The organism is Paenibacillus radicis (ex Gao et al. 2016) (assembly GCF_014641555.1).
Taxonomy (GTDB): Bacteria; Bacillota; Bacilli; order Paenibacillales; family Paenibacillaceae; genus Pristimantibacillus; species Pristimantibacillus radicis.
In genome coordinates, this window is sequence record NZ_BMHY01000022.1 from 616 (window position 1) to 20,533 (window position 19,918).

Genomic DNA, 19,918 nt, shown 5'->3' on the forward strand with positions numbered 1-19,918 from the left:
GATTTCGCTACTCGTGAACCTAAGTTCACCAATTGCGAAGCTAACTTCGCTATTTCTCAGCAGCAAGCAACTTCTCCCCGAAAACGGTCGTTTACAGCGAATGAAGGTTCTCTATTTTGCGAATCTGCTTCGCTACTCGGCTCAGCGACGTCCGCCAAATTACCTGTTCGCATACAGCCAGAGAAGCTGATTTGCTGCTGTGCACAACGACAATGAATTCCCTGTTTACTCGCCACCCTGTCTCCCTCTGCCATCAGATGTCCGTTTGCTCAATTGTAACCTTACGACAAAGTAACTACCGCTATCAGTTAGTACAACCAATTAATTCTGGCTGCTCATAATTCTGGCGCCTTCCCATAATTTCAGTGCCAATACAGATCTAACCGATGGCTTACTAAGGTTCATCCTCCTGCTCCCCACCAAGATGCTTCATTTGCTACTCCCCCACTCAAAAAAACCGCCTCATGACCAGGCGCAGTAAACTAGCGCCCGCCCATGAGGCGGTCTCCCATCCATTACACGTATTTCGTCAGCATCCGCTCAACATGATCCAGATGCTGCTTCATGCAGCGTGCGGCAGTGTCCGCATCCTGCGCAGCTACCGCTTCAAAGATCGCCAAATGCTCTTCATAGAGCCTTTCGGCTACAGAGCGGTTGGCGTAAAGCTCGACGCGCCGAATCTCGTGAATGGCCGTCTCCATCTGGCTCGTAATGGACTCGAATAGCCGTACCATAATGGAATTGCCTGTTGCTCTAGCCAATGCCGCATGAAAGAGCAGATCAGTTCGCTCGCCCTCTACATCATCGCCCACCGACAGCTTCATGTCGTTCACAATGACGCGAAGAGTGGACAAATCGTCCTCGGAACGCTTAACCGCAGCGATCGAGGCGTTGGAAACCTCAAGCGATTGCCGCGCTTCCAGCAGCTCCAGCAGCGTCTCGCGGTTCATCCTCAGCGAACGAAGCTCCGGCAGCTCGATCTCCGACAGCACAGGCAAGCTGCCGATAACGGTGCAGCCTCCGCCCTGCTTAATTTCGATCAGCCCCATCGCCTTCAGAGCGCTGAGCGCTTCCCGTGTCGTCGAACGGCCGACGCCGAAACGCTCCGACATTTCTTTTGTCGAAGGCAGCTTGTCTCCAACCCTTAAATTTCCGTCTATAATAAGCTGTTTAATTTGCTCGGTTATTTCTTCATAGTGATTTCTCTTCGTCAGCCTCGTTACCTGCATAGCGTCCCTCCCTCCTTACTCTAACATGCAGCATAGCAGCTTTACTATATTACGAACCGACGATCAGTGCGTAGACGACACCCGGGCCGTGAACGCCGATAGTCAGGTCATTCTCAATATCAGCGGAACGGCTTGGCCCGGAGATGAAGTGAATGCCCGCCGGCAGCTGCTCGCGCCCCGCCTCGTCGAAGCCGACCAGCACTTCACCCAGCCGCGTCTTCAGCCGCTCTAGCGGGATTATTACAAACAGCACGGTTGGCAGCAGGCTGACCGAACGGCCCTTGTCCTTGGAGGACAGCACCGTAACCGAACCTGTATAAGCCACAGCGTAGTCTGCCACAACGATGCCAAAATCCGCTTCCGCCGCACGAGCCTTCCAATATTGCTCGAAATCGCTGTTCCATACCGAAACTTCAGCATTCGGCAGCGCCGCTTCCAATCCAAGCTCATTCAGCTCCGGCTGATTTTGCCGGATGACATAATGCGCTCCCAGTTCCTCTGCCTTCGCTGCAATGAACCGTTTAGCCGATTCCATATCAGCCAAACGCTCCACATGCCCGCCTGCGCTCTTGAAATTGCTGGAGAACCGCTCTACGCGCTCCTCCAACGGCCATTCATACGCTTTCCAAAAATCAGGTGCGCCGCGAAAAGGATGTGCGGGCTTTTCCATCACCCGTGGCCTTCTCAATTTGCTTGCAATATCATTCATGAAAGCTTCCTGCTTCGCGCGGGATTCCGCCGCACGCTGCTCCAGCCATTGTTGATGTGTATCAGCCATGATGTCCGTGACCTCCCCCGGTTCCGTTCTTTCTTTCCCTCGCAATTGCTTCCATCCGGTTTTGCATAGCCGGATCCATCTCCCGCAGCCCATGTCGAAGCTCTTCCTCCAGCGTCCCCCACTGCTCGCGGAAAGACCGCTTCGGCAAGCTAGGCGTCACACGATAGCTGTTCCAGCCTTTCAGCGGGCCGAATTTCGTCCGGATTTCTCCGTTCCGTACGACTAGCTTCTGTCCCAACTTCCCGAGCCGCAATATGCCGCGGAACCGTTTCGCATCTCCAAGAACAGCTGCAAAGCCTTTCATACCGGCAGATTCGACCGCATCGCCATGCCCGCCCTCCTGCTTCCTCCGGCGCAAATAGATGAGCATCTCATGGAGCGGAATTTTGACCGGACAGGCCTCGTAACAGGCGCCGCAAAGGCTCGACGCGTTGGCAATATCATCCCATTCTGCGATGTTTTTCTGCAATGCTGGCGTCAATACCGCACCAATAGGACCGCTATACGTACCCCCGTATGCATGTCCGCCGATATGCCGGTACACGGGACAAGCATTCAGACAAGCGCCGCAGCGGATGCAGTTCAGCAGCTCCTGAAACTCCGAATCGCCAAGCTGCAGCGAACGGCCGTTATCGACAATAATGATATGCATCTCATCAGGTCCGTCAGCATCAACCTCCCGCCGCGGGCCAGTAATGCCAGACATATAAACGGTCAGCTTCTGTCCCGTCGCCGAGCGCGGCAGCAGCGTCGCCATCACTTCCAAGTCGGACCATGAAGGGATAATCCGCTCCATGCCCATAAGCGTAATTTGCGTCTTCGGCACCGTCGTTACCATACGAGCGTTGCCTTCGTTCTCGAACAGCACCATGGACCCTGTCTCCGCAATGGCAAAATTGCAGCCGGTCATGCCGATGTCCGCCTCCAAAAACTTCTCCCGCAGCTTTTTACGTACGAAGCCCGCCAGAATGGAGGTATCCGGCTCCAGCGTCTCTCCAGCTTCTTTGGACAGCAAATCAGCAATCTGATACCGGTTTTTGTGAATAGCCGGGATAATGATATGGGAAGGCGTCTCGCCCGCAAGCTGAATAATATACTCACCCAGGTCAGTCTCAATCGCTTCCACGCCGATCCCTTCCAGCTCATGGTTCAAGTGGAGTTCTTCCGTTACCATCGACTTCGACTTCACGACTGATTTCGCTTGCTTGCGCTGCGCGATTTCAAGCGACAGCTTGACCGCTTCTGCCGAGGTAGAGGCAAAATGGACATGAACGCCATTGGCTCTCGCATTATCGGCGAATAAATTCAAATAGTAATCGAGATGGGCAATCGTATGCAATCGGATCTGACGTCCCCGCTCCCGCCATTCCTCCCAGTTGCCGTGCTCCTCCGCAGCGTTGATTTTACCGTTGCGAAGCCGCTCCGTCGTAAATTTAACCGCTTTGCGCAAAAACTCGTCGTTAAGCGCCAGATCGGCACGTTTCTTAACCGTGGACGGTACTCCCGTTGATGTCGTGCTCATGCCTGCTTCACCCCTTCGTATAAAAGCTCCGCCAAATGCATGACCTTCACCGGCTCGTTCCGGAACCGCAAGTTGCCCGCGATGTTCATCATGCACGCCATATCCAGTCCGACAAGCACTTCTGCCTCAGTCTCTAGTACATGGTCGACTTTCTCCGTCACCATCGCACCGGAAATATCGGCCATCTTCACTGCAAATGTACCGCCAAAGCCGCAGCAATCCTCAGCAAATGGCAGCGGTACAAGCTCAAGTCCCTGTACATTGCGCATCAGCTCCAGCGGTTCTTCTTTCACGCCAAGCAAACGGCTGCCGTGGCAGGATGGATGATACGTTACCTTATGCGGGAAAATTGCACCGACATCCTTCACACCTAGCACTTGAACGAGAAACTGTGTAAATTCGTAGGACTTGCTTTGCAGTTTGCGCGCTCTCTCCAGCATGACAGGATCATCCTCAAAAAGCTTCGGGTAATGATGGATCATTCCCGTGCAGGAGCCCGAAGGAGAAATGACGAAATCGCTGTCTTCGAAAGCATCGAGTATCGTAGCTGCTGTAGCTCTGGCTTCCTTCCAGTATCCGCTGTTGAAGGCCGGCTGGCCGCAGCAGGTTTGTACAGTCGGAAAATCAAGCTTAACGCCGTAACGGGCGAGCAGCCGAACCATCGCTTCCCCAACCCGCGGATAAATCGCATCGCTTAAACAAGTTATAAATAAAGACACTTTCATTACAAACACCCCCGCTTATTATCAGGTTATCAGACAAGTTGAGCAAGTATGATCAAACGCTTACAAATTTATAAAACAGCGTGCGGTCAGACCATCGTCCATCCCCAAGGAAGAACTGCGCGGTTTACCGACCGCCGCACTTTTATTATTTTACCTATTAAACAGCCGTTACTGCAATTTCACGTTCCTTCAATTGCGCCGCAATCGCATCCGGTATTCGCCGGTCGGTAACGATTGCATTCACCTCGCTTAAATCCGCAACGTGAGTAAAAGCCTGAACACCGAACTTGCTTGCATCAGCCAGCAAAATCACTTGATCGGCAATACCGATCATTTTATGCTTGATCCGCGCTTGCAGCTCATTCGATTCGCTGATGCCTTTTTCCAAATGTACGCCTTTGCAGGAGAGAAACAGCTTATTCACGTAATAAGCGTCAAGCGAGCGCTCGGCAAGCGGCCCAACGTAGGACAACGAGCGTGAAGCAAGCAGTCCGCCCGTCGAGATAACCTCGATCTTCTCCTTGCCGCTTAGCTCCACCGCCACTTTAATCGAGTTGGTCAGCACGGTAAGCGGAATGTCAGGCAAATTCGAGGCCATATACCAAGCGGTAGAGCTGGCATCCAGCAAAATGCGGTCATTAGGCTGAATGAACGACAGCGCCTCGCGGGCAATCCGTTTTTTCTCTTCCGCATGAGTGATTTCACGTTCCGCATAAGGCGTCTCCGGCTGCTGCTCCCTGATGCTTACCGCCCCGCCATGCGACCTCCGCAGCCTTCCCGCCTGCTCCAGACGGTCAAGATCGCGCCGGATCGTCTCCTCCGTTACACCGCACAGCTCGCTAAGCTCAGATACCCGGATGCTGCTCCTCTCGTTGACCAACTGAACTATTTTTTCATAACGTTCCGCTACCAGCATCGCAACCTCTTCCTAAACTCATAATGTGAAGGCAGCCGGCACACTGCCAGCCGCACATTAACTTTTCCAATACATACCGATATTTTAATGCCTATCCCTCTTATATACAACGCAAATTGCGCTGAAAGAACAAATTGGCTGTTACACGCCACAATAGCATAAGGAATGCCGATCGGAATCGGCACTCCTTATATAAAGCTATGAATCGGTTTCCTCTATTTCTTAACGCGTAAATGCAGCCGGTACGCCGCCGTCGATCGTCAGCATGCAGCCGGTCGTTTTATCCGACTTGGAGGAAGCAAAGAACGCGATGCCCTCGGCGATGTCCTTCGGATAAATGTTAACGAGCAGCGTCGTACGCTTACGGTAGTATTCTTCTAATTGATCCGGTTCGATGCCGTAAGCGGCAGCCCGCTCATTACGCCAGCTTCCGTTCCAGATCGCAGAGCCTTGCAAAATTGCATCCGGCAAAATCGTGTTGACACGAATGCCGAATTCGCCGCCCTCGGCCGCAATGCAGCGGGCCAGATGCGCTTCCAACGCTTTCACCGAGCTGTAAGCCGATGCATTTTTACCTGCATAAACCGAGTTTTTAGAGCCGATAAACACCATGTTGCCGCCGATTCCCTGCGTTTTCATCAGCTTGAATGCCTCACGGGCAACGAGGAAATAGCCCGTGCCCAGCACGTTCATGTTCAGATTCCATTCTTTCAGTGAGGTTTCGTCGAATGGGCTGGATGTTGCCAGGCCCGCATTGTTGACGATAATGTCTACGCCGCCATAAGCAATTGCCGTTTCCGCATAAGCTGCAGCGACCTGCTCTTCGCTCGTCACATCCATTTTCACTGCAATCGCACGGTTTTCTCCATATTTCTCGTTAATGTCGGCTGCAACTTTTTGCGCACCCTCCAGATTGAGATCCGCCAGCACGACATGCGCGCCTTCGGATACGAGACGGCGTGCCGTTTCGCTGCCGATGCCGCCTGCTCCGCCAGTTATGAACGCTACTTTGCGGGAGAACTCCGCTTCAGCAGGCGCCAGGCTCAGCTTGTAAAGCTCAAGCGGCCAATATTCCACGTTATAGGATTCGTTTTCGGACAAGGAGACGAATTCGCCCAGCGCCGTTGCACCGCGCATAACCGCGATTGCACGGTGGTAGAGCGCGCCGCTTACTTTGGACATTGCCCAGTTTTTGCCCGTATTGATCATGCCGACACCCGGAATAAGAATGACGCGCGGAGCTGCTTCGAACATCACGTCTCCTTCATTCTTATTGCGCTCGAAGTAAGCTTGATACTGCTCTTTATAGGCTTCAACAGCCGATTTCAGCTTCGCTTTCAAGCCTTCGATATCATCTGCGTTTGGCGTCCAGTCGATGAACAATGGCACAACCTTTGTATGAACAAGGTGATCCGGGCAAGCTGCGCCAACTTGGGACAGCTCCAGCGATTTGCTTCCGCCAACGAATTGCAGCACATCCGCCTCGTCGTCGAAAGTCAGAATCATTTTTTTCGCATCGCTTACCGCACCACGAATTGTTGGCATGACTTGAGCAGCAATGCTTCTGCGAACGTCTGCTGGAAGCGATTCATGCTTCACGCCGCCAAACAGCTTCGACTCCTCAACGCGAGCCTCGATATACGCCTCTGCTTCGCTAATGATTTGAATCGTTTTCGCATAGCATTCCTCTTGCGTTTCGCCCCAAGTAACAAGACCGTGCTTCTCCATCAGAACAAGCTCAGCGTTAGGGTTGGCCAGCACGCCCTCTGCAATCATTTTGGAAAGTGTAAAACCTGGACGCACATAAGGAACCCATACGAAACGGTCGCCGAAAATTTCGCGGGCTACCGCTTTACCGTTATCCGCACAACAGAGACTGATAATAGCGTCGGGATGAGTATGATCAACATGCTTGAACGGAAGGAAAGCATGGAGCAGCGTTTCAATCGAAGCGCGCGGATGTTTGGAATCGATCATGCAATTGACCAGGTAAGCAACCATGTCCTCGTCGGACATTTCCGGGCGCTCGAACAAAGGACGGATATCGTCCATGCGCAGACCTGTAAAATTGCCCGCTTTCATCGAAGCCAGATCGGAGCCGCTGCCTTTCACGTACATCACTTCTACATCACGGCCGCGGAAATCTTTCACGACAACTTTGCTGGACGTATTGCCTCCGCCCCAGTTGCATACGCGGCGATCCGCGCCAATGATGTTGGAACGATAGACGAGCTGCTCCAGTCCTGCGTCAAGCTGCGATGCTTTGGATGATTCCCACAAACTTTGTACCATGTTGTTTGTCCTCCGGTTTCATGTTTGATTTTAATTGAATAGAATGATTTCTTTGTTTGTTTATCTTTGAATGTATGATAACACATTTGTTTATGTTTGAATATATGTTTTTCAAAAACAAACGGGCATTCCCTGCCCGAATTTATGGGTAATATTTATGTACGGCGATGAATAAGATACTTTTGTGTGAGTCATTCGTTCAACGAGGCCACCTTCACTCTAGTAAACGTAGGCGGAAAATAAAAAAGGAGCCGGTTACCGCCGGACTCCCTCATCTTCAACAGCCAGCGTGTAGAGGCGGTTGTTTGTTAGAATAAGAAAATAGACCGGTTCATGGCCGGGCGGGTCTATTTCTTATGACGAAAAGCTAACATTGCAACAACCAAGGTGGCGAACGAAATCATTAGCATTAAGGCTTCATTCACGCTCATGTCCTCACCCCCATTCCGCCACCCCTATTAAGCTGTCTATTGTACTAAATCATATGCCCTGTGTGTACAATAAAAGAACCAATTTTTGTAAGCGATTTCAATAGTCGTTTTTTTGCTCTGCTTGTTGCTGGTGCTAGAGTAACTCCGAGGTCGTAACGAAAAGCTATTGAGGGTTATGAGTGACCCCGGGCTCGCTGCGCGTTTTGGTTCATGCTGCCGTTCTTGATTCCATTTCTCCCATTGCCTACACGATGAAAATGGATAGAATCTTCGAGATGTCATCCTGAACTCAAAACGCTCCGCTCCCCTCCTCTCGCAGCCCGCCCGGAACAAAAGACTCAGAGCAAAGAGATTTAGCAAGACCAGAGCAGAGCAAACCATTCAGCAGGGCAAGGGGCTTAGAGCTAAACACTCAAAATGTAAAACTGCAGGTTGTCAGCCGGTTTTTCGGCGATTTATCGCATCAAAATGTAAATGTGCAGGTTGATCGGCTAAAAAGCACCGATTAGAGGGGTTCAGAGCGAATTCAAATGCACTTTTGCATTTTGATCGTTATTTGGGGCCGTTTGCAGCGAATCAAAATGTACTATTAAATTTCAATTACAGTAACCCAATCGCTTAATGCGTTATAAAGCAAAAAACTGTATATCTGCGGTATCTGCCGAGATTAGAGCGTGAACAAAAAAAAGAAACCCCGTGTTTGAAAAAACACAGGGTTTCTCTATTATGGGAATGCCTGCGAGGGCATTCCTCATCTTCTCAATCCTATTCCTCAGTCGATTCCACGACAACGATATCGTGATAAATCTCCTCTAGGGCAACACCGACGAATTTGCGTGATTTTGGATTGCGAAGCTCCGATTTCTCGCCGTTACGCAGCATACGAGCGCGTCTGGAAGCTGCTACGACCAATGAATACTTGCTGTCGACTTTTTTAACCATTTCATCAATAGAAGGGTATAGCATTATATTTCACCTCTTCTCAAGCTTTCTCGATCGGAGTCGGCAGCTCTGCCAAATGGGACAAATAACGGTCCCCGCGGCAATGCTCGGCTACGATAATACTTTGAATCCGGTGGCAAGCAGCGTCGATCTCATCATTAACAACTGCATAGTCATAATGGCCAAGCAGGTTAATCTCCTCAACCGCTACCGTCATCCGGTGATTGATTGTATCCTGCGTTTCTGTTCCCCTGCCCGTAATCCGCTGTTTAAGCTCATCCAGCGAAGGAGGCATAAGAAATACAAACACGCCTTCCGGAAACTTCTCTTTCACCTTCAGCGCGCCCTGTACCTCGATTTCCAGAATAACATCCTTGCCGCTGGCAAGAGTGCGTTCTACGAAATCACGCGGCGTTCCATAGTAGTTCCCGACATATTCGGCATGCTCAAGCAAAGCATCGCGCGCGATCATGTCCTGAAACTGCTCTCTCGATTTGAAAAAATAGTTTACGCCGTCAATTTCCCCTTGTCTTGGCGTCCGTGTTGTAGCCGACACCGAGTACACGAGATCAGGCATCTTCTCGCGCAGGACCGAGCATACCGTTCCTTTGCCTACGCCGGAAGGACCCGACAATACAATTAACAATCCCTTATCCATATGACTCCCCGTACTATTCGTCGTTATCGTCATCCTTGGTCGACAATCGATGCGCTACCGTCTCCGGCTGCACTGCCGACAGGATAACGTGATCGCTGTCCGTAATGATGACAGCTCGCGTGCGTCTGCCGTATGTCGCGTCAATCAACATATGACGGTCACGCGCTTCCTGGATGATTCGTTTGATCGGAGCCGATTCCGGGCTTACGATCGAAATAATTCGATTTGCTGAAACAATATTGCCAAAACCGATATTAATAAGTTTTATAGCCAAGTAAGGTCCCCCTCCGGTCTTCCTCGTGCAACTGCTCGAATGAAATTAAGATGAACATCGGTTTGGACGATGAAGCCGAACCTTTGCCAATATAAGACAGAACCATTGCACTATTGTTGACGAAAAAAGTCCGGAGCATACGCTCCCGGCGCGCTTCTCGCGCTAGCCGATTCCGAGCTGCTGCTATCCTGTAAAGGAATACACGATCGCCTGCAGCCGTCCATTGCTAACTATTTTAATTGATTTTGAGCCTGCGAACAAGAGAAAAAGCGAATTCATGCGAAAAATGGCTGTTTTCTCTCCTTCACGGACAAAAATGCTGCTAGCGGTTCACGCCTGTCTTCTGCCAAACGTATTCGGTCAATTGAACCGCCATGTCGTAAAACATGAACGGCGTCATGAAATAAATGCCTTTAAAATGCTTAACCGCTTCGTCGAGAAGCTCTTGTGAGATACGGACGCCTTCGGCCCGTCCCGCTTCACCTTCCAGACCGGCCATGCGCTGACGAACTTCATCAGACAATTGAATGCCGGGAACCTCGTTATGCAAATATTCGGCGTTGCGGCCGCTGGCGAGCGGCATAATGCCGATAAATACTGGAATGTCCAAATGCTTTGTCGCCTCGCCGATCTGCTCGATCAGCTTCGGATCATAAACCGGCTGCGTCATAATATAATCGGCGCCCGATTTGATCTTGCGCTCCAGACGCTGCACCGCTTTGTCGAGATGCTTCACGTTCGGGTTGAACGCGGCGCCAACGACAAACTTCGCTTTTTGCTTCAGCGGTTTGCCGGAGAAAGCAATACCTTCGTTCAATTGCTTGATCATACGGATCATTTCGAAAGAAGTCAGGTCATATACCGAGCTGGAATCCGGCAGATCGCCAAAGCGAGCCGGATCGCCCGTTACAGCGAGTACGTGATCGATGCCCAGTGCGTCTAATCCCATCATATGCGATTGTGTGCCGATCAAGTTACGGTCGCGGCAAGCGATATGAATGAGCGGGCGCAGGCCGATTTTCTCCTGTACAAGCGCGCCAAGCGCCAAATTGCTCATTCGAGTAACCGCAAGCGAATTGTCAGCCATCGTGATCGCATCTGCTCCGCACGCCTTCAAGGCTGCTGCGCCATCCATAAATTTGCGGATATCGAGATCACGCGGCGGATCAAGCTCCACGATAACGGTATGACGCTCTTTCACCAGATCAACAAGCGACGGCTCTTGTGCTTGTCCGTCTCCTGTATCCGCACCGGATACGACTGCCACTTCCGGTTTTGCAGCTGCAGGCTTCGTAACGATAATCGTCTCGGCTTGTTTTGGTTCAGCAACTGCAGTTGCTTGGCTGCCTCCGGGTGAAGGCACATAGTCCAGTAAAGCGGCGGACATTGCAGCTACATGCTCCGGCGTCGTACCGCAGCAGCCGCCAACGATGCGTGCTCCGCGGTCAGCAAACCGGCGTGCTGTCTCCGCAAAATAATCCGGGCCAGCCGAATACGTATACTTGCCGTCTACGTAATCAGGAATACCGGCGTTCGGGAAAATCGACATCGGCAGCTGTACCGGTCCGGAAATCGCGTCGATAGCACGCATAATGCCATTCGGACCGCTGCGGCAGTTGAAGCCCACAACATCCGCACCAGCGAGCTGCAATTGATCGAACGCTTCCTTCAAGCCGGTGCCGTCCTGCGTGCGGCCAACGTCTTCAACTGCAAATTGACAAATAACCGGCACATCAGCGGACAGCTTGCGGGCAATGCGCAGCGCAAGCAGCATTTCATCATAATCATAAAATGTCTCCAGCATGATACCGTCAACGCCTTCTGTTAGCAGCGCATCCATCTGACGCTCATACGCTTCGCTTACTTTGGCTGTACGGATGTTTTTGAGCTTGCCGGCGCGGATCGAGCCGACTGCCCCAACGACGTAGGCATCGTCACCTGCAGCGGATCTGGCAATTCGAACACCCGCGCGGTTGATGGCCTCCATCTCTGAATCCAAACCATAAATTGCAAGCTTCTCTAAATTGGCAGAGAACGTATTCGTCTCAATGACGCGAGCTCCGGCCTCATAATATCTCCGGTGCACGTTCTCGATGACATCAGGACGCAGCGTATTGAATTCTTCGTATGAAACGCCGACAGGGAACCCCATCTGATATAGATAGGTTCCCATCGCGCCGTCTCCGGTCAAAATGCGCTGCCCGAGCGCTTCTCTTAAATTAAGTTTTTCCGTTATATTCGTCATAGGGCACCCACCTTACAACGAGCCGCGGAATACTTCCGCAGCCGGCCCTGTCATATAGACGTGATTGTCTTCTTCATTCCACTCGATCAGAAGGTCCCCGCCTTTGAGCGACACCGTCGCCGTACGATCCGTCAAGCCGTTCAGAACGGAGGAAACGACGGTGGCGCAAGCGCCTGTTCCGCAAGCGAGGGTCGGGCCTGCACCGCGCTCCCACACGCGCATATCCGTATGCGAGCGGGATTTCACAGTAACAAACTCTACGTTGATTTTGCGCGGGAACAAAGGATGCGTCTCCAGCTTGGGTCCCCAAGTTGCCAGATCGAAGTTGACCGCGTCGTCAACATAAATGACGGCATGCGGGTTGCCCATCGATACAGCCGTAAAGCGGAATTCCCGCCCGTCAACCGTTACCGGATGCTCTATAACCTGCTCGGCATCAACCGTTGTCGGAACCTGCAGGCCACTTAGAATCGGCTCGCCCATGTCGACACGAACGGTTTGCACTTTGCCGCTTTCCACAGTGAGCTGTACCCGCTGTGCACCAGCGCCAAGCGTCTCAATCGTAATCTCTTCTTGATTGGTCAAACCGTTGTCATAAACATATTTCGCAACACAGCGAATCGCATTGCCGCATTGCTCCGCTTCAGAGCCGTCGGAGTTGATGATGCGCATCCGGAAATCAGCGATTTCCGATGGCAAAATATATACGAGACCGTCCGCACCGATGCCGAAAAACCGATTGCAAAGCTCAATTGCAAGCTGAGCTGCGTTTTCCGGAAGCTGCTGCTCACCGGCAACTACGATGAAATCATTGCCTAATCCATGCATTTTAGTAAATTTCAATGAATTCGCACTCCCTTATGCTGCGGCTTTCCAGAGCCGGAAAGCTATCATTTTTTCCTATTAGCATACCGCAAAGCTGGGAGAAACGCTATTCATAATTTACATCATCATTTGCATTTTTAGACAGGATTAACGGCGCAGCAACGGCGAATTTGGCTTCAGCGACATGTTCGCTTGCTTGTTTTTCGGCTTTCTCGAGCCCAACACGCTACCAATTCCCATCAAGAAAGTCGGTATTCCAGCAGCTACAAATACCAGGCACCATTCCCGGAAGCCCAGCGGAACGGTTTTGAAGATTGGCTGCAGCGCTTCAATATAGACAACGCCAAGCATCAGCAGAAGTGACGATAGGACGGCAAACACCAAATATTTATTTTGCAGCGGATTGCGGTGGAAAATCGAACGCGAGCTGCGGCAGTCGAACACATGGATGAGCTGAGCGAGCACTAATGTTGCAAAAGAAACGGTTTGCGCTTTGACCAACTGCTGCGCCCCCGGTGCTTCACGGAGCGTAAGCCAGAACGCACCCAATGTGCATATGCCGATCAGCAAGCCTCGGCTAATAATTTTCCAGCCAAGCCGTCTTGCGAAAATGCTCTCTTTAGCAGAACGAGGCTTCTGCTGCATCAAATCCTTCTCCGCCTGATCGACGCCAAGCGCCATCGCTGGCAAACCGTCCGTGACGAGATTGACCCATAGAATCTGAATCGGCACGAGCGGCAGCGGCAAGCCCGCCAGCATCGCCAAAAACATCGTCAAGATTTCGCCTACGTTCGACGCGAGCAAGTAGCGGATGAACTTACGAATATTTTCGTAAATGTTTCGCCCTTCCTCAATTGCCGAAACGATGGTAGAGAAGTTATCGTCGCTCAGAACGAGCGCTGACGCCTCCTTCGATACATCGGTGCCGGTGATGCCCATCGCAATTCCGATATCGGCTGCTTTGATCGCAGGAGCGTCGTTGACGCCGTCCCCGGTCATCGCGACGACATGCCCTTGCCGCTGAAGCGACTTTACGATACGCAGCTTATGCTCCGGTGATACCCGGGCATAGACGTAGGCGTTGTCGACCTGACGGTCCAACTGCTCGTCTGTCATTTGCTCAATTTGACGCCCGCTGAACGACAAACCGCCGCGAGGCATAATGCCAAGCTGTCCGGCAATTGCTTCGGCCGTCAATTGATGGTCGCCGGTAATCATCACCGTCTTAATACCTGCACGGCGGCACGTCGCAATCGCCTCGCGCGCTTCTTTGCGCGGCGGATCAATCATTCCCGTCATGCCGACGAAGACCAGCTGGCTTTCAGCATCCCGCTCGTTATCGCATGCATCCGTGCTGCGAAGATCGCGGTATGCCATGCCTAGAACGCGAAGCGCAGACTGGGCCATTTCCTCCGCTGCTTCCGCGCATTTGCGCTTCAATGTAGCCGTGAATGGCGTCACTTTACCTTCCCACAACACATAGTTGCAATGATCCAGCAGCACGTCAGACGCGCCTTTCGTATAGACCAGGCGACCGCCTTGATGAGAGACGACGACTGACATCAGCTTGCGTTCGGAATCGAATGGAAATTCTTTTTCCCGTTTATAAAGGCCTTCCAGTGATTTTGCCGAATGACCCAGCTTGGTGGACAGAACGGTCAGTGCACCTTCCGTCGGATCCCCCTTCATCACCCATTCATGCTGCGGCTCCTTGCTTTTTCTTTTCTTTCCATTGGCGTCAGCCGCAACTTCTTCCTTATATAACACCGCATTATTGCAAAGCGCAGAGATATGCAGCAGTCTTCTTAGGCTCGTATCCTGCTTAAGATCAACGGGAGCTCCATCCTCAAAAGCACCTCCGTTAATGTCATACCCCTCGCCCGTTACATTCAGCTTTCTCCCGCCCATCCAAATATGGGTGACGGTCATTTTATTCTGGGTCAGCGTGCCCGTTTTATCGGAGCATATAACGGATGCGCAGCCTAGCGTCTCTACTGATGGCAGCTTGCGCACGATCGCTTTGCGCTTGATCATCCGTTGTACGCCCAGCGCCAAAGCAATAGTGACGATAGCCGGAAGTCCCTCCGGAATGGCTGCAACCGCCAAGCTCACCCCTGCCAGGAACATGCCGTAAGCCGGCTGGCCATGCATGATACCCGCTATTACGACTACGATCGTCAATGCGACTGCTACGACGATTAATATTTTGCCAAGCTGCTCCAACCGGTGCTGCAATGGCGTCTCCATCGACTCAGTCTGATCGATCAGCCCGGCGATTTTCCCCATTTCGGTGTTCATGCCGGTGCGAACAACCATCCCTTTGGCTGTACCACGCGTCACCATCGTTCCCATGAATCCAAGGTTGCGCTGATCGCCAAGCGGCAGCTCATCATCCTGAATCGCTGCTGCATGCTTGCCTACTGGTACAGACTCTCCCGTTAATGCTGACTCTTCAATGTAACAGCTATTGGCCTCCAGCAGCCGGATGTCAGCCGGAATCCGATCCCCGCTTTCCAGCAAGACGATATCACCTGCTACCAGTTCCTTGGCCGCTAAGGCAAGCTGTTGTCCATCACGCAGCACTTTTGCCATCGGGGCAGACAGTTCTTTCAGCGCATGAAGCGACTTTTCCGCACGAAACTCTTGTACGAAGCCGAGAACTGAATTCAGCAGAATAATCAGCACGATCGTAATCGCATCCAGATATTCGCCCAGCAGCCCCGATATAAGAGTTGCGCCCATAAGCACAAGCACCATGAAATCTTTGAACTGATTCAGAAAAAGAAGAATCGGCGAAACCCTTTTGCCCTCGGCAAGCTCATTTCTGCCGTGTGCAGCAAGCCTCTCTGCCGCTTCCGCCGGCGACAATCCCTGCTCGGGCGAGCTGCCCAGCGTTTCCGCCAACTCGCTCTTTCCTAATTGGTGCCATTTCTTTTGTTCCATCGTGACTCCCTCCCGTTAATGCCGAGCGCCCTCGGACAGCCTCTCAAGCCTAAATGTATTCGGACAACCTGCGAAATATCCCAACAGGGCTTAAGTTTTTAGCCCAACTATGGCATGATAGGAGAATACGGCTCACAAAGGAGATACATAAGCCATGGCATTAGACGGTATCGTTATACATGCAATTGTAGAAGAACTGGGACGCAGCATCGGCGCCCGCATTCATAAAATCCATCAGCCGACAGACAATGATCTGGTCTTCGGCATTCGCGGGGGCAGCAATCCCGGCAAGCTGCTTCTATCCGCTAACCCGACTTATCCTCGCGTTCATTGGACGAACGCATCCTATATGAATCCGCTGGAAGCTCCGATGTTCTGCATGCTGCTCCGCAAGCATTGCGAAGGCGCAGTTATTGAAGGGGTCCGCCAAATCGGACGCGAAAGAATCATTCATATCGACGTACGCCATCGGGATGAGCTCGGCGATGTGTCCGCAAAGACAATCATTATCGAAATTATGGGCCGGCACAGCAACGTAATCTTGCTCGATCCGAACACCGGCAATATCCATGACGGCATCCATCATGTAACGCCGGCGATCAGCAGCTTCCGGATCGTTATGCCGGGCAGCCGCTACACGGCACCGCCCGATCAGGGCAAAGTCGATCCGCTGGCAATCGACAGCGAGGAGCAATTTTGGTCCGCGCTGCATGCACGCGAGCTGGCGGATGCGGCTAGTGAAGCTGCTGCTGAACAGATAGAGGCAGAGCGTCCAGAGCGTCCAGCTTCAGCGGGTTCTTCAACTGCCTTGACACCGCAGCAAAAGCTCGTTCAAGCCTTCAGCGGGTTAAGTCCGCTGCTGGCGAAAGAGCTCGTATATCGTTCCGAGCACGAAGGCTTGAGCCTTTGGGAAAGCTTTTCCCGCTTCACGGAGCAAATTCGCACGGGACGCTTTGCGCCAAACATCGTCACCGATGCAAAGGGCAAATCTTTCTTCTCCGTAACGGAGCTGACCCATATTGACGGAGAAGTGGAACGTTTCGAGACGGTAAGCGAATGTCTGGAAGCCTATTACGGCGACAAAGCCGAACGGGATACCGTGAAGCAGCGCGTCTCCGACCTCATCCGTTTCGTCCAAAACGAAAAGGCGAAAAATGCGAAAAAAATCGATAAGCTCCAAGAAACGCTGGAGGAAGCGAAGGACGCAGACAAATACCGTGTACTGGGAGAGCTTGTGACCGCCTACATGCATCAAATCCAGCGCGGTGATAAGTCGGTGGAGCTGGTGAACTTTTATGACGAAGAACAGGCAACTGTCAAAATCGAGCTTGATCCGCAACTGACTCCATCTGACAATGCCCAGCGATATTTCAGGCGCTATACGAAGCACAAGAACAGTATCGCGATCGTAGGCGAACAGATGGAGCTGGCACAATCGGAAATTCAATATTTGGAGTCTTTGCTGCAGCAGCTCGACAATGCCTCCCTCTCCGACATTGAGGAGATTCGCGAGGAGCTGGTGGAGCAAGGCTATTTGAGAGACCGGGCCAAGCGTGGACCGAAAAGGAAAAAGGCAGCACGCCCTACTCTGCTCTGCTACACTTCCTCCGAGGGAGCGCAGATCTATGTGGGCAAAAACAATACGCAAAACGAATATTTAACGAACCGGCTCGCCTCCCCAGCGGATACCTGGCTGCATACGAAAGATATTCCCGGCTCGCATGTTGTCATCCGCGGCGGCGACTTTGGCGACGCTACACTGGAGGAAGCTGCCATGCTTTCCGCTCACTTCAGTCAGGCGCGCTCGTCGAGCCTTGTTCCGGTAGATTATACGTTCATCCGGCATGTCCGTAAGCCAAGCGGTGCCAAGCCCGGCTTTGTCATCTACGACCATCAAAAAACGTTGTTCATCACACCCGATGAACAACGTCTGAAACAACTGCCATCCCGCAGCGTCAACTAACGTTAAAAGGGTCAGCGGCAAGAAGCGAGCATTATCGCTTCTTCACAGCTGACCCTTTTTAAATCAAAATGTAAAACTGCAGTTTGGAGATGCCAATTACCGCTGATTTTCATCCTCAAAATGTAAAAATACAGTTTGAAAAAGCCGAAACGCGTCGTTTCGGCCTTTTTCAGCGATTTCAAATGTATTTTTGCATTTTGAAGCCCATTTTCGGCTAAAATGCAGCTATCAAAATGCACATTTGCATTTTGACGCTGTCCCAGGTCATCAGTTCATCCATTCTAGATAAACCTCCGCCCCCGCCTTTTCTATCAGCAATGCGCGCTTCAGCTAATCCCTGTTCCGCTTATTGAGCTGCCGCAGCACGTCTGCGTTCACCGTCCGGCTGCCAATTGCACCGTGGAACACTTTACCCTGCCGTTCGCCATGATAGTCTGAGCCGCCTGTCACCAGCAGGCCGTGACGCTCAGCCATCTGCACATAGCGCGCTTCCGCTTCAGCATCGTGATCGGAATGGTAGGCTTCTATGCCTTCAATGCCGCGGCGAACGATCTTCTCGACGAGTTCATCGTCGCCATAGAGACCAGGATGGGCAATGACACTCGTTCCGCCCGCCTCCCTGATCCATTCAATGGCTTCAAAGGGATGGAGCCGGGGCGGATTGACGTAAGCCGCAGCGCCTTCAGCCAAATAAAGATCAAATGCTTCTTTCATAGTTGACACGACACCCTTATTCAACAGCACCTCAGCAATGTGGGGACGTCCGATTGTCTTCCCTTTAGCCCGAGCAGAACTCCCATTGCCGTCGCCTGCCGCTTCGCTCGAAGCCGCAGCACGAATCACTTCATCCATCGTGATAGACACACCGAGCTGTACCAGCCGCTCAACGATCATTTCATTGCGCTGGTCTCTCGTGCCGCGCAACCCGGCAAGCCGCTCCTGCCACAACACATCTCGCCAGTCCGTATAATACCCGAGAATGTGAATGTCACGCCCTTCGGCAACGGTGCTTAGCTCTACACCGGGTACGACGGTAATACCAATCCTCTCCCCTTCGGCAATCGCTTCTTCCACGCCCGCCATCGTATCATGATCGGTAATCGCAACCGCCGACAACCCCGCTTCTTTTGCCAGCCGTACATTATCTGCAGGCTGCCGAGTCCCGTCCGAAGCCGTTGTATGCGTATGCAAATCCGCTTTTCCATTGCTTGTTACAGCCATTGTTGCAGATCCCTCTCTCTCAAAAAGGTAAGAAACGTAACCGCAGATATCGGCAGCACAGCCGATTTCAGATAAATGGAGTAAAATTGCCGCCTGAACCTTACGTTATGAATCGGTACGATATGAAGAAGTCCAAGCGCCACCTCATGCTTGACTGAGGATGCCGACAGAAAGGAGACACCCAGTCCCGCTTCAACCGCTGATTTGACAGCGCCAGTGCTTCCAAGCTCCATAACGATCTTCAAATCGGCCGGATCGATATTTTTGCGCTTTAACTGCTCCTCCATCACAAGCCGGGTTCCAGACCCTTGCTCACGAAGAACAAATGGATAATCTGCCACCTCGTCCAGCATAACATCCGTACGTCCCGCAAGCGGATGCCCTTTCGGCACGATCAGCTTCAGCTCGTCGCTCATAACCGCTTCCATATGCATATCCGGATGGTTGACGGGCGCCTCGATCAATCCAAAATTTAATTGATGATTCAAAATGTCTTCCATAATCTGTGCCGTATTTATAACTTTCATGCTTATTGTAATATGCGGAAACTCCATGCCAAAAGGCCCGAGAAGACGCGGCAAAATGTACTCGCCGATCGTCAAGCTCGCACCCAGCTGCAGCTTTCCCTTCAATTGCCTCGTAAACGTAGACATCGCTTGATCCGTATCGCGAATAAGCTCGATACTGCGCCGGGCGTAAGGCATTAGCGCTTTGCCTGCTTCCGTCAAATCGATTCTCTTCGTCGAGCGCTGCAGCAGCTTCGTCCCGAAATAGTCTTCAAGCGACTGCACTTGCATGGTTACGGCAGGCTGAGTCATATGCAGCGCGCCTGCGGCCGCCGAGAAGCTCCCCCGATCCGCAACCGTGTAAAAAATATGCAGCTGATGAAAATTAAGCGCCATCTGTGCGACCACCCTCTCTTATGACGCCTATTATACTACAAGGCCGCGAATA

At 52.0% G+C, this 19,918-nt stretch carries 16 protein-coding genes; 1 reads left to right on the forward strand and 15 read right to left on the reverse strand.

The genetic code is table 11. The annotated features are described in order from the left end of the window. Positions 1 to 515: 515 nt before the first annotated feature. The 13 genes from IEX98_RS27550 to IEX98_RS27605 all read right to left on the reverse strand — a co-directional run bounded on the left by IEX98_RS27550 (position 516) and on the right by IEX98_RS27605 (position 15,780). Positions 516 to 1,229, reverse strand: coding sequence for a FadR/GntR family transcriptional regulator (locus tag IEX98_RS27550; protein ID WP_188892906.1), 714 nt, complete (start codon positions 1,227 to 1,229; stop codon positions 516 to 518). A gap of 49 nt (positions 1,230 to 1,278) precedes the next feature. After that, a complete protein-coding gene (locus tag IEX98_RS27555) occupies positions 1,279 to 2,007 on the reverse strand; it encodes a LutC/YkgG family protein (protein ID WP_188892907.1) in 729 nt (242 codons plus the stop codon). Continuing rightward, positions 2,000 to 3,529 carry a LutB/LldF family L-lactate oxidation iron-sulfur protein gene (locus tag IEX98_RS27560; RefSeq protein ID WP_188892908.1) on the reverse strand — a complete coding sequence of 510 codons (1,530 nt, stop codon included), beginning with the start codon at positions 3,527 to 3,529 and terminating at the stop codon, positions 2,000 to 2,002. The genes IEX98_RS27555 and IEX98_RS27560 overlap by 8 nt, the downstream gene beginning before the upstream one ends. Next, on the reverse strand, positions 3,526 to 4,254 hold the full coding sequence (locus IEX98_RS27565; protein ID WP_188892909.1) for a (Fe-S)-binding protein: 729 nt from the start codon (positions 4,252 to 4,254) through the stop codon (positions 3,526 to 3,528). The genes IEX98_RS27560 and IEX98_RS27565 overlap by 4 nt, the downstream gene beginning before the upstream one ends. Positions 4,255 to 4,411: 157 nt before the next feature. Continuing rightward, positions 4,412 to 5,170, reverse strand: coding sequence for a DeoR/GlpR family DNA-binding transcription regulator (locus tag IEX98_RS27570; protein ID WP_188892910.1), 759 nt, complete (start codon positions 5,168 to 5,170; stop codon positions 4,412 to 4,414). Positions 5,171 to 5,392: 222 nt separating this feature from the next. Then, entirely contained in the window at positions 5,393 to 7,462 is a 2,070-nt protein-coding gene (locus IEX98_RS27575; RefSeq protein ID WP_188892911.1) for a bifunctional aldolase/short-chain dehydrogenase, read from the reverse strand. Between the two features lie 347 nt (positions 7,463 to 7,809). After that, entirely contained in the window at positions 7,810 to 7,893 is an 84-nt protein-coding gene (locus tag IEX98_RS29590; protein WP_374705391.1) for a putative holin-like toxin, read from the reverse strand. Between the two features lie 765 nt (positions 7,894 to 8,658). Continuing rightward, positions 8,659 to 8,859, reverse strand: coding sequence for a DNA-directed RNA polymerase subunit omega (gene rpoZ / locus IEX98_RS27580; protein ID WP_188892912.1), 201 nt, complete (start codon positions 8,857 to 8,859; stop codon positions 8,659 to 8,661). Between the two features lie 16 nt (positions 8,860 to 8,875). Next, positions 8,876 to 9,493, reverse strand: a complete 618-nt coding sequence (gene gmk / locus IEX98_RS27585; RefSeq protein WP_188892913.1) for a guanylate kinase — start codon at positions 9,491 to 9,493, stop codon at positions 8,876 to 8,878. 13 nt (positions 9,494 to 9,506) lie between these two features. Continuing rightward, positions 9,507 to 9,767 carry an extracellular matrix/biofilm regulator RemA gene (remA, locus tag IEX98_RS27590; protein ID WP_005548256.1) on the reverse strand — a complete coding sequence of 87 codons (261 nt, stop codon included), beginning with the start codon at positions 9,765 to 9,767 and terminating at the stop codon, positions 9,507 to 9,509. A 322-nt stretch (positions 9,768 to 10,089) separates the two neighbouring features. After that, on the reverse strand, positions 10,090 to 12,012 hold the full coding sequence (locus IEX98_RS27595; RefSeq protein ID WP_188892914.1) for a bifunctional homocysteine S-methyltransferase/methylenetetrahydrofolate reductase: 1,923 nt from the start codon (positions 12,010 to 12,012) through the stop codon (positions 10,090 to 10,092). A 12-nt stretch (positions 12,013 to 12,024) separates the two neighbouring features. Then, positions 12,025 to 12,855: a diaminopimelate epimerase gene (gene dapF, locus IEX98_RS27600; protein ID WP_188892915.1), complete on the reverse strand. Its 831-nt coding sequence runs from the start codon at positions 12,853 to 12,855 to the stop codon at positions 12,025 to 12,027. Positions 12,856 to 12,984: 129 nt separating this feature from the next. After that, entirely contained in the window at positions 12,985 to 15,780 is a 2,796-nt protein-coding gene (locus tag IEX98_RS27605; RefSeq protein ID WP_188892916.1) for a calcium-translocating P-type ATPase, SERCA-type, read from the reverse strand. A 154-nt stretch (positions 15,781 to 15,934) separates the two neighbouring features. On the opposite strand from IEX98_RS27605, the gene IEX98_RS27610 reads away from it, so the two are divergent. Then, entirely contained in the window at positions 15,935 to 17,743 is a 1,809-nt protein-coding gene (locus tag IEX98_RS27610) for an Rqc2 family fibronectin-binding protein (RefSeq protein ID WP_188892917.1), read from the forward strand. Positions 17,744 to 18,073: 330 nt separating this feature from the next. Here IEX98_RS27610 and IEX98_RS27615 read toward each other — a convergent pair whose 3' ends face one another. Continuing rightward, positions 18,074 to 18,964 carry a PHP domain-containing protein gene (locus tag IEX98_RS27615; RefSeq protein WP_188892918.1) on the reverse strand — a complete coding sequence of 297 codons (891 nt, stop codon included), beginning with the start codon at positions 18,962 to 18,964 and terminating at the stop codon, positions 18,074 to 18,076. Continuing rightward, positions 18,955 to 19,866: a selenium metabolism-associated LysR family transcriptional regulator gene (locus IEX98_RS27620; protein ID WP_188892919.1), complete on the reverse strand. Its 912-nt coding sequence runs from the start codon at positions 19,864 to 19,866 to the stop codon at positions 18,955 to 18,957. The genes IEX98_RS27615 and IEX98_RS27620 overlap by 10 nt, the downstream gene beginning before the upstream one ends. Positions 19,867 to 19,918: the final 52 nt, after the last annotated feature.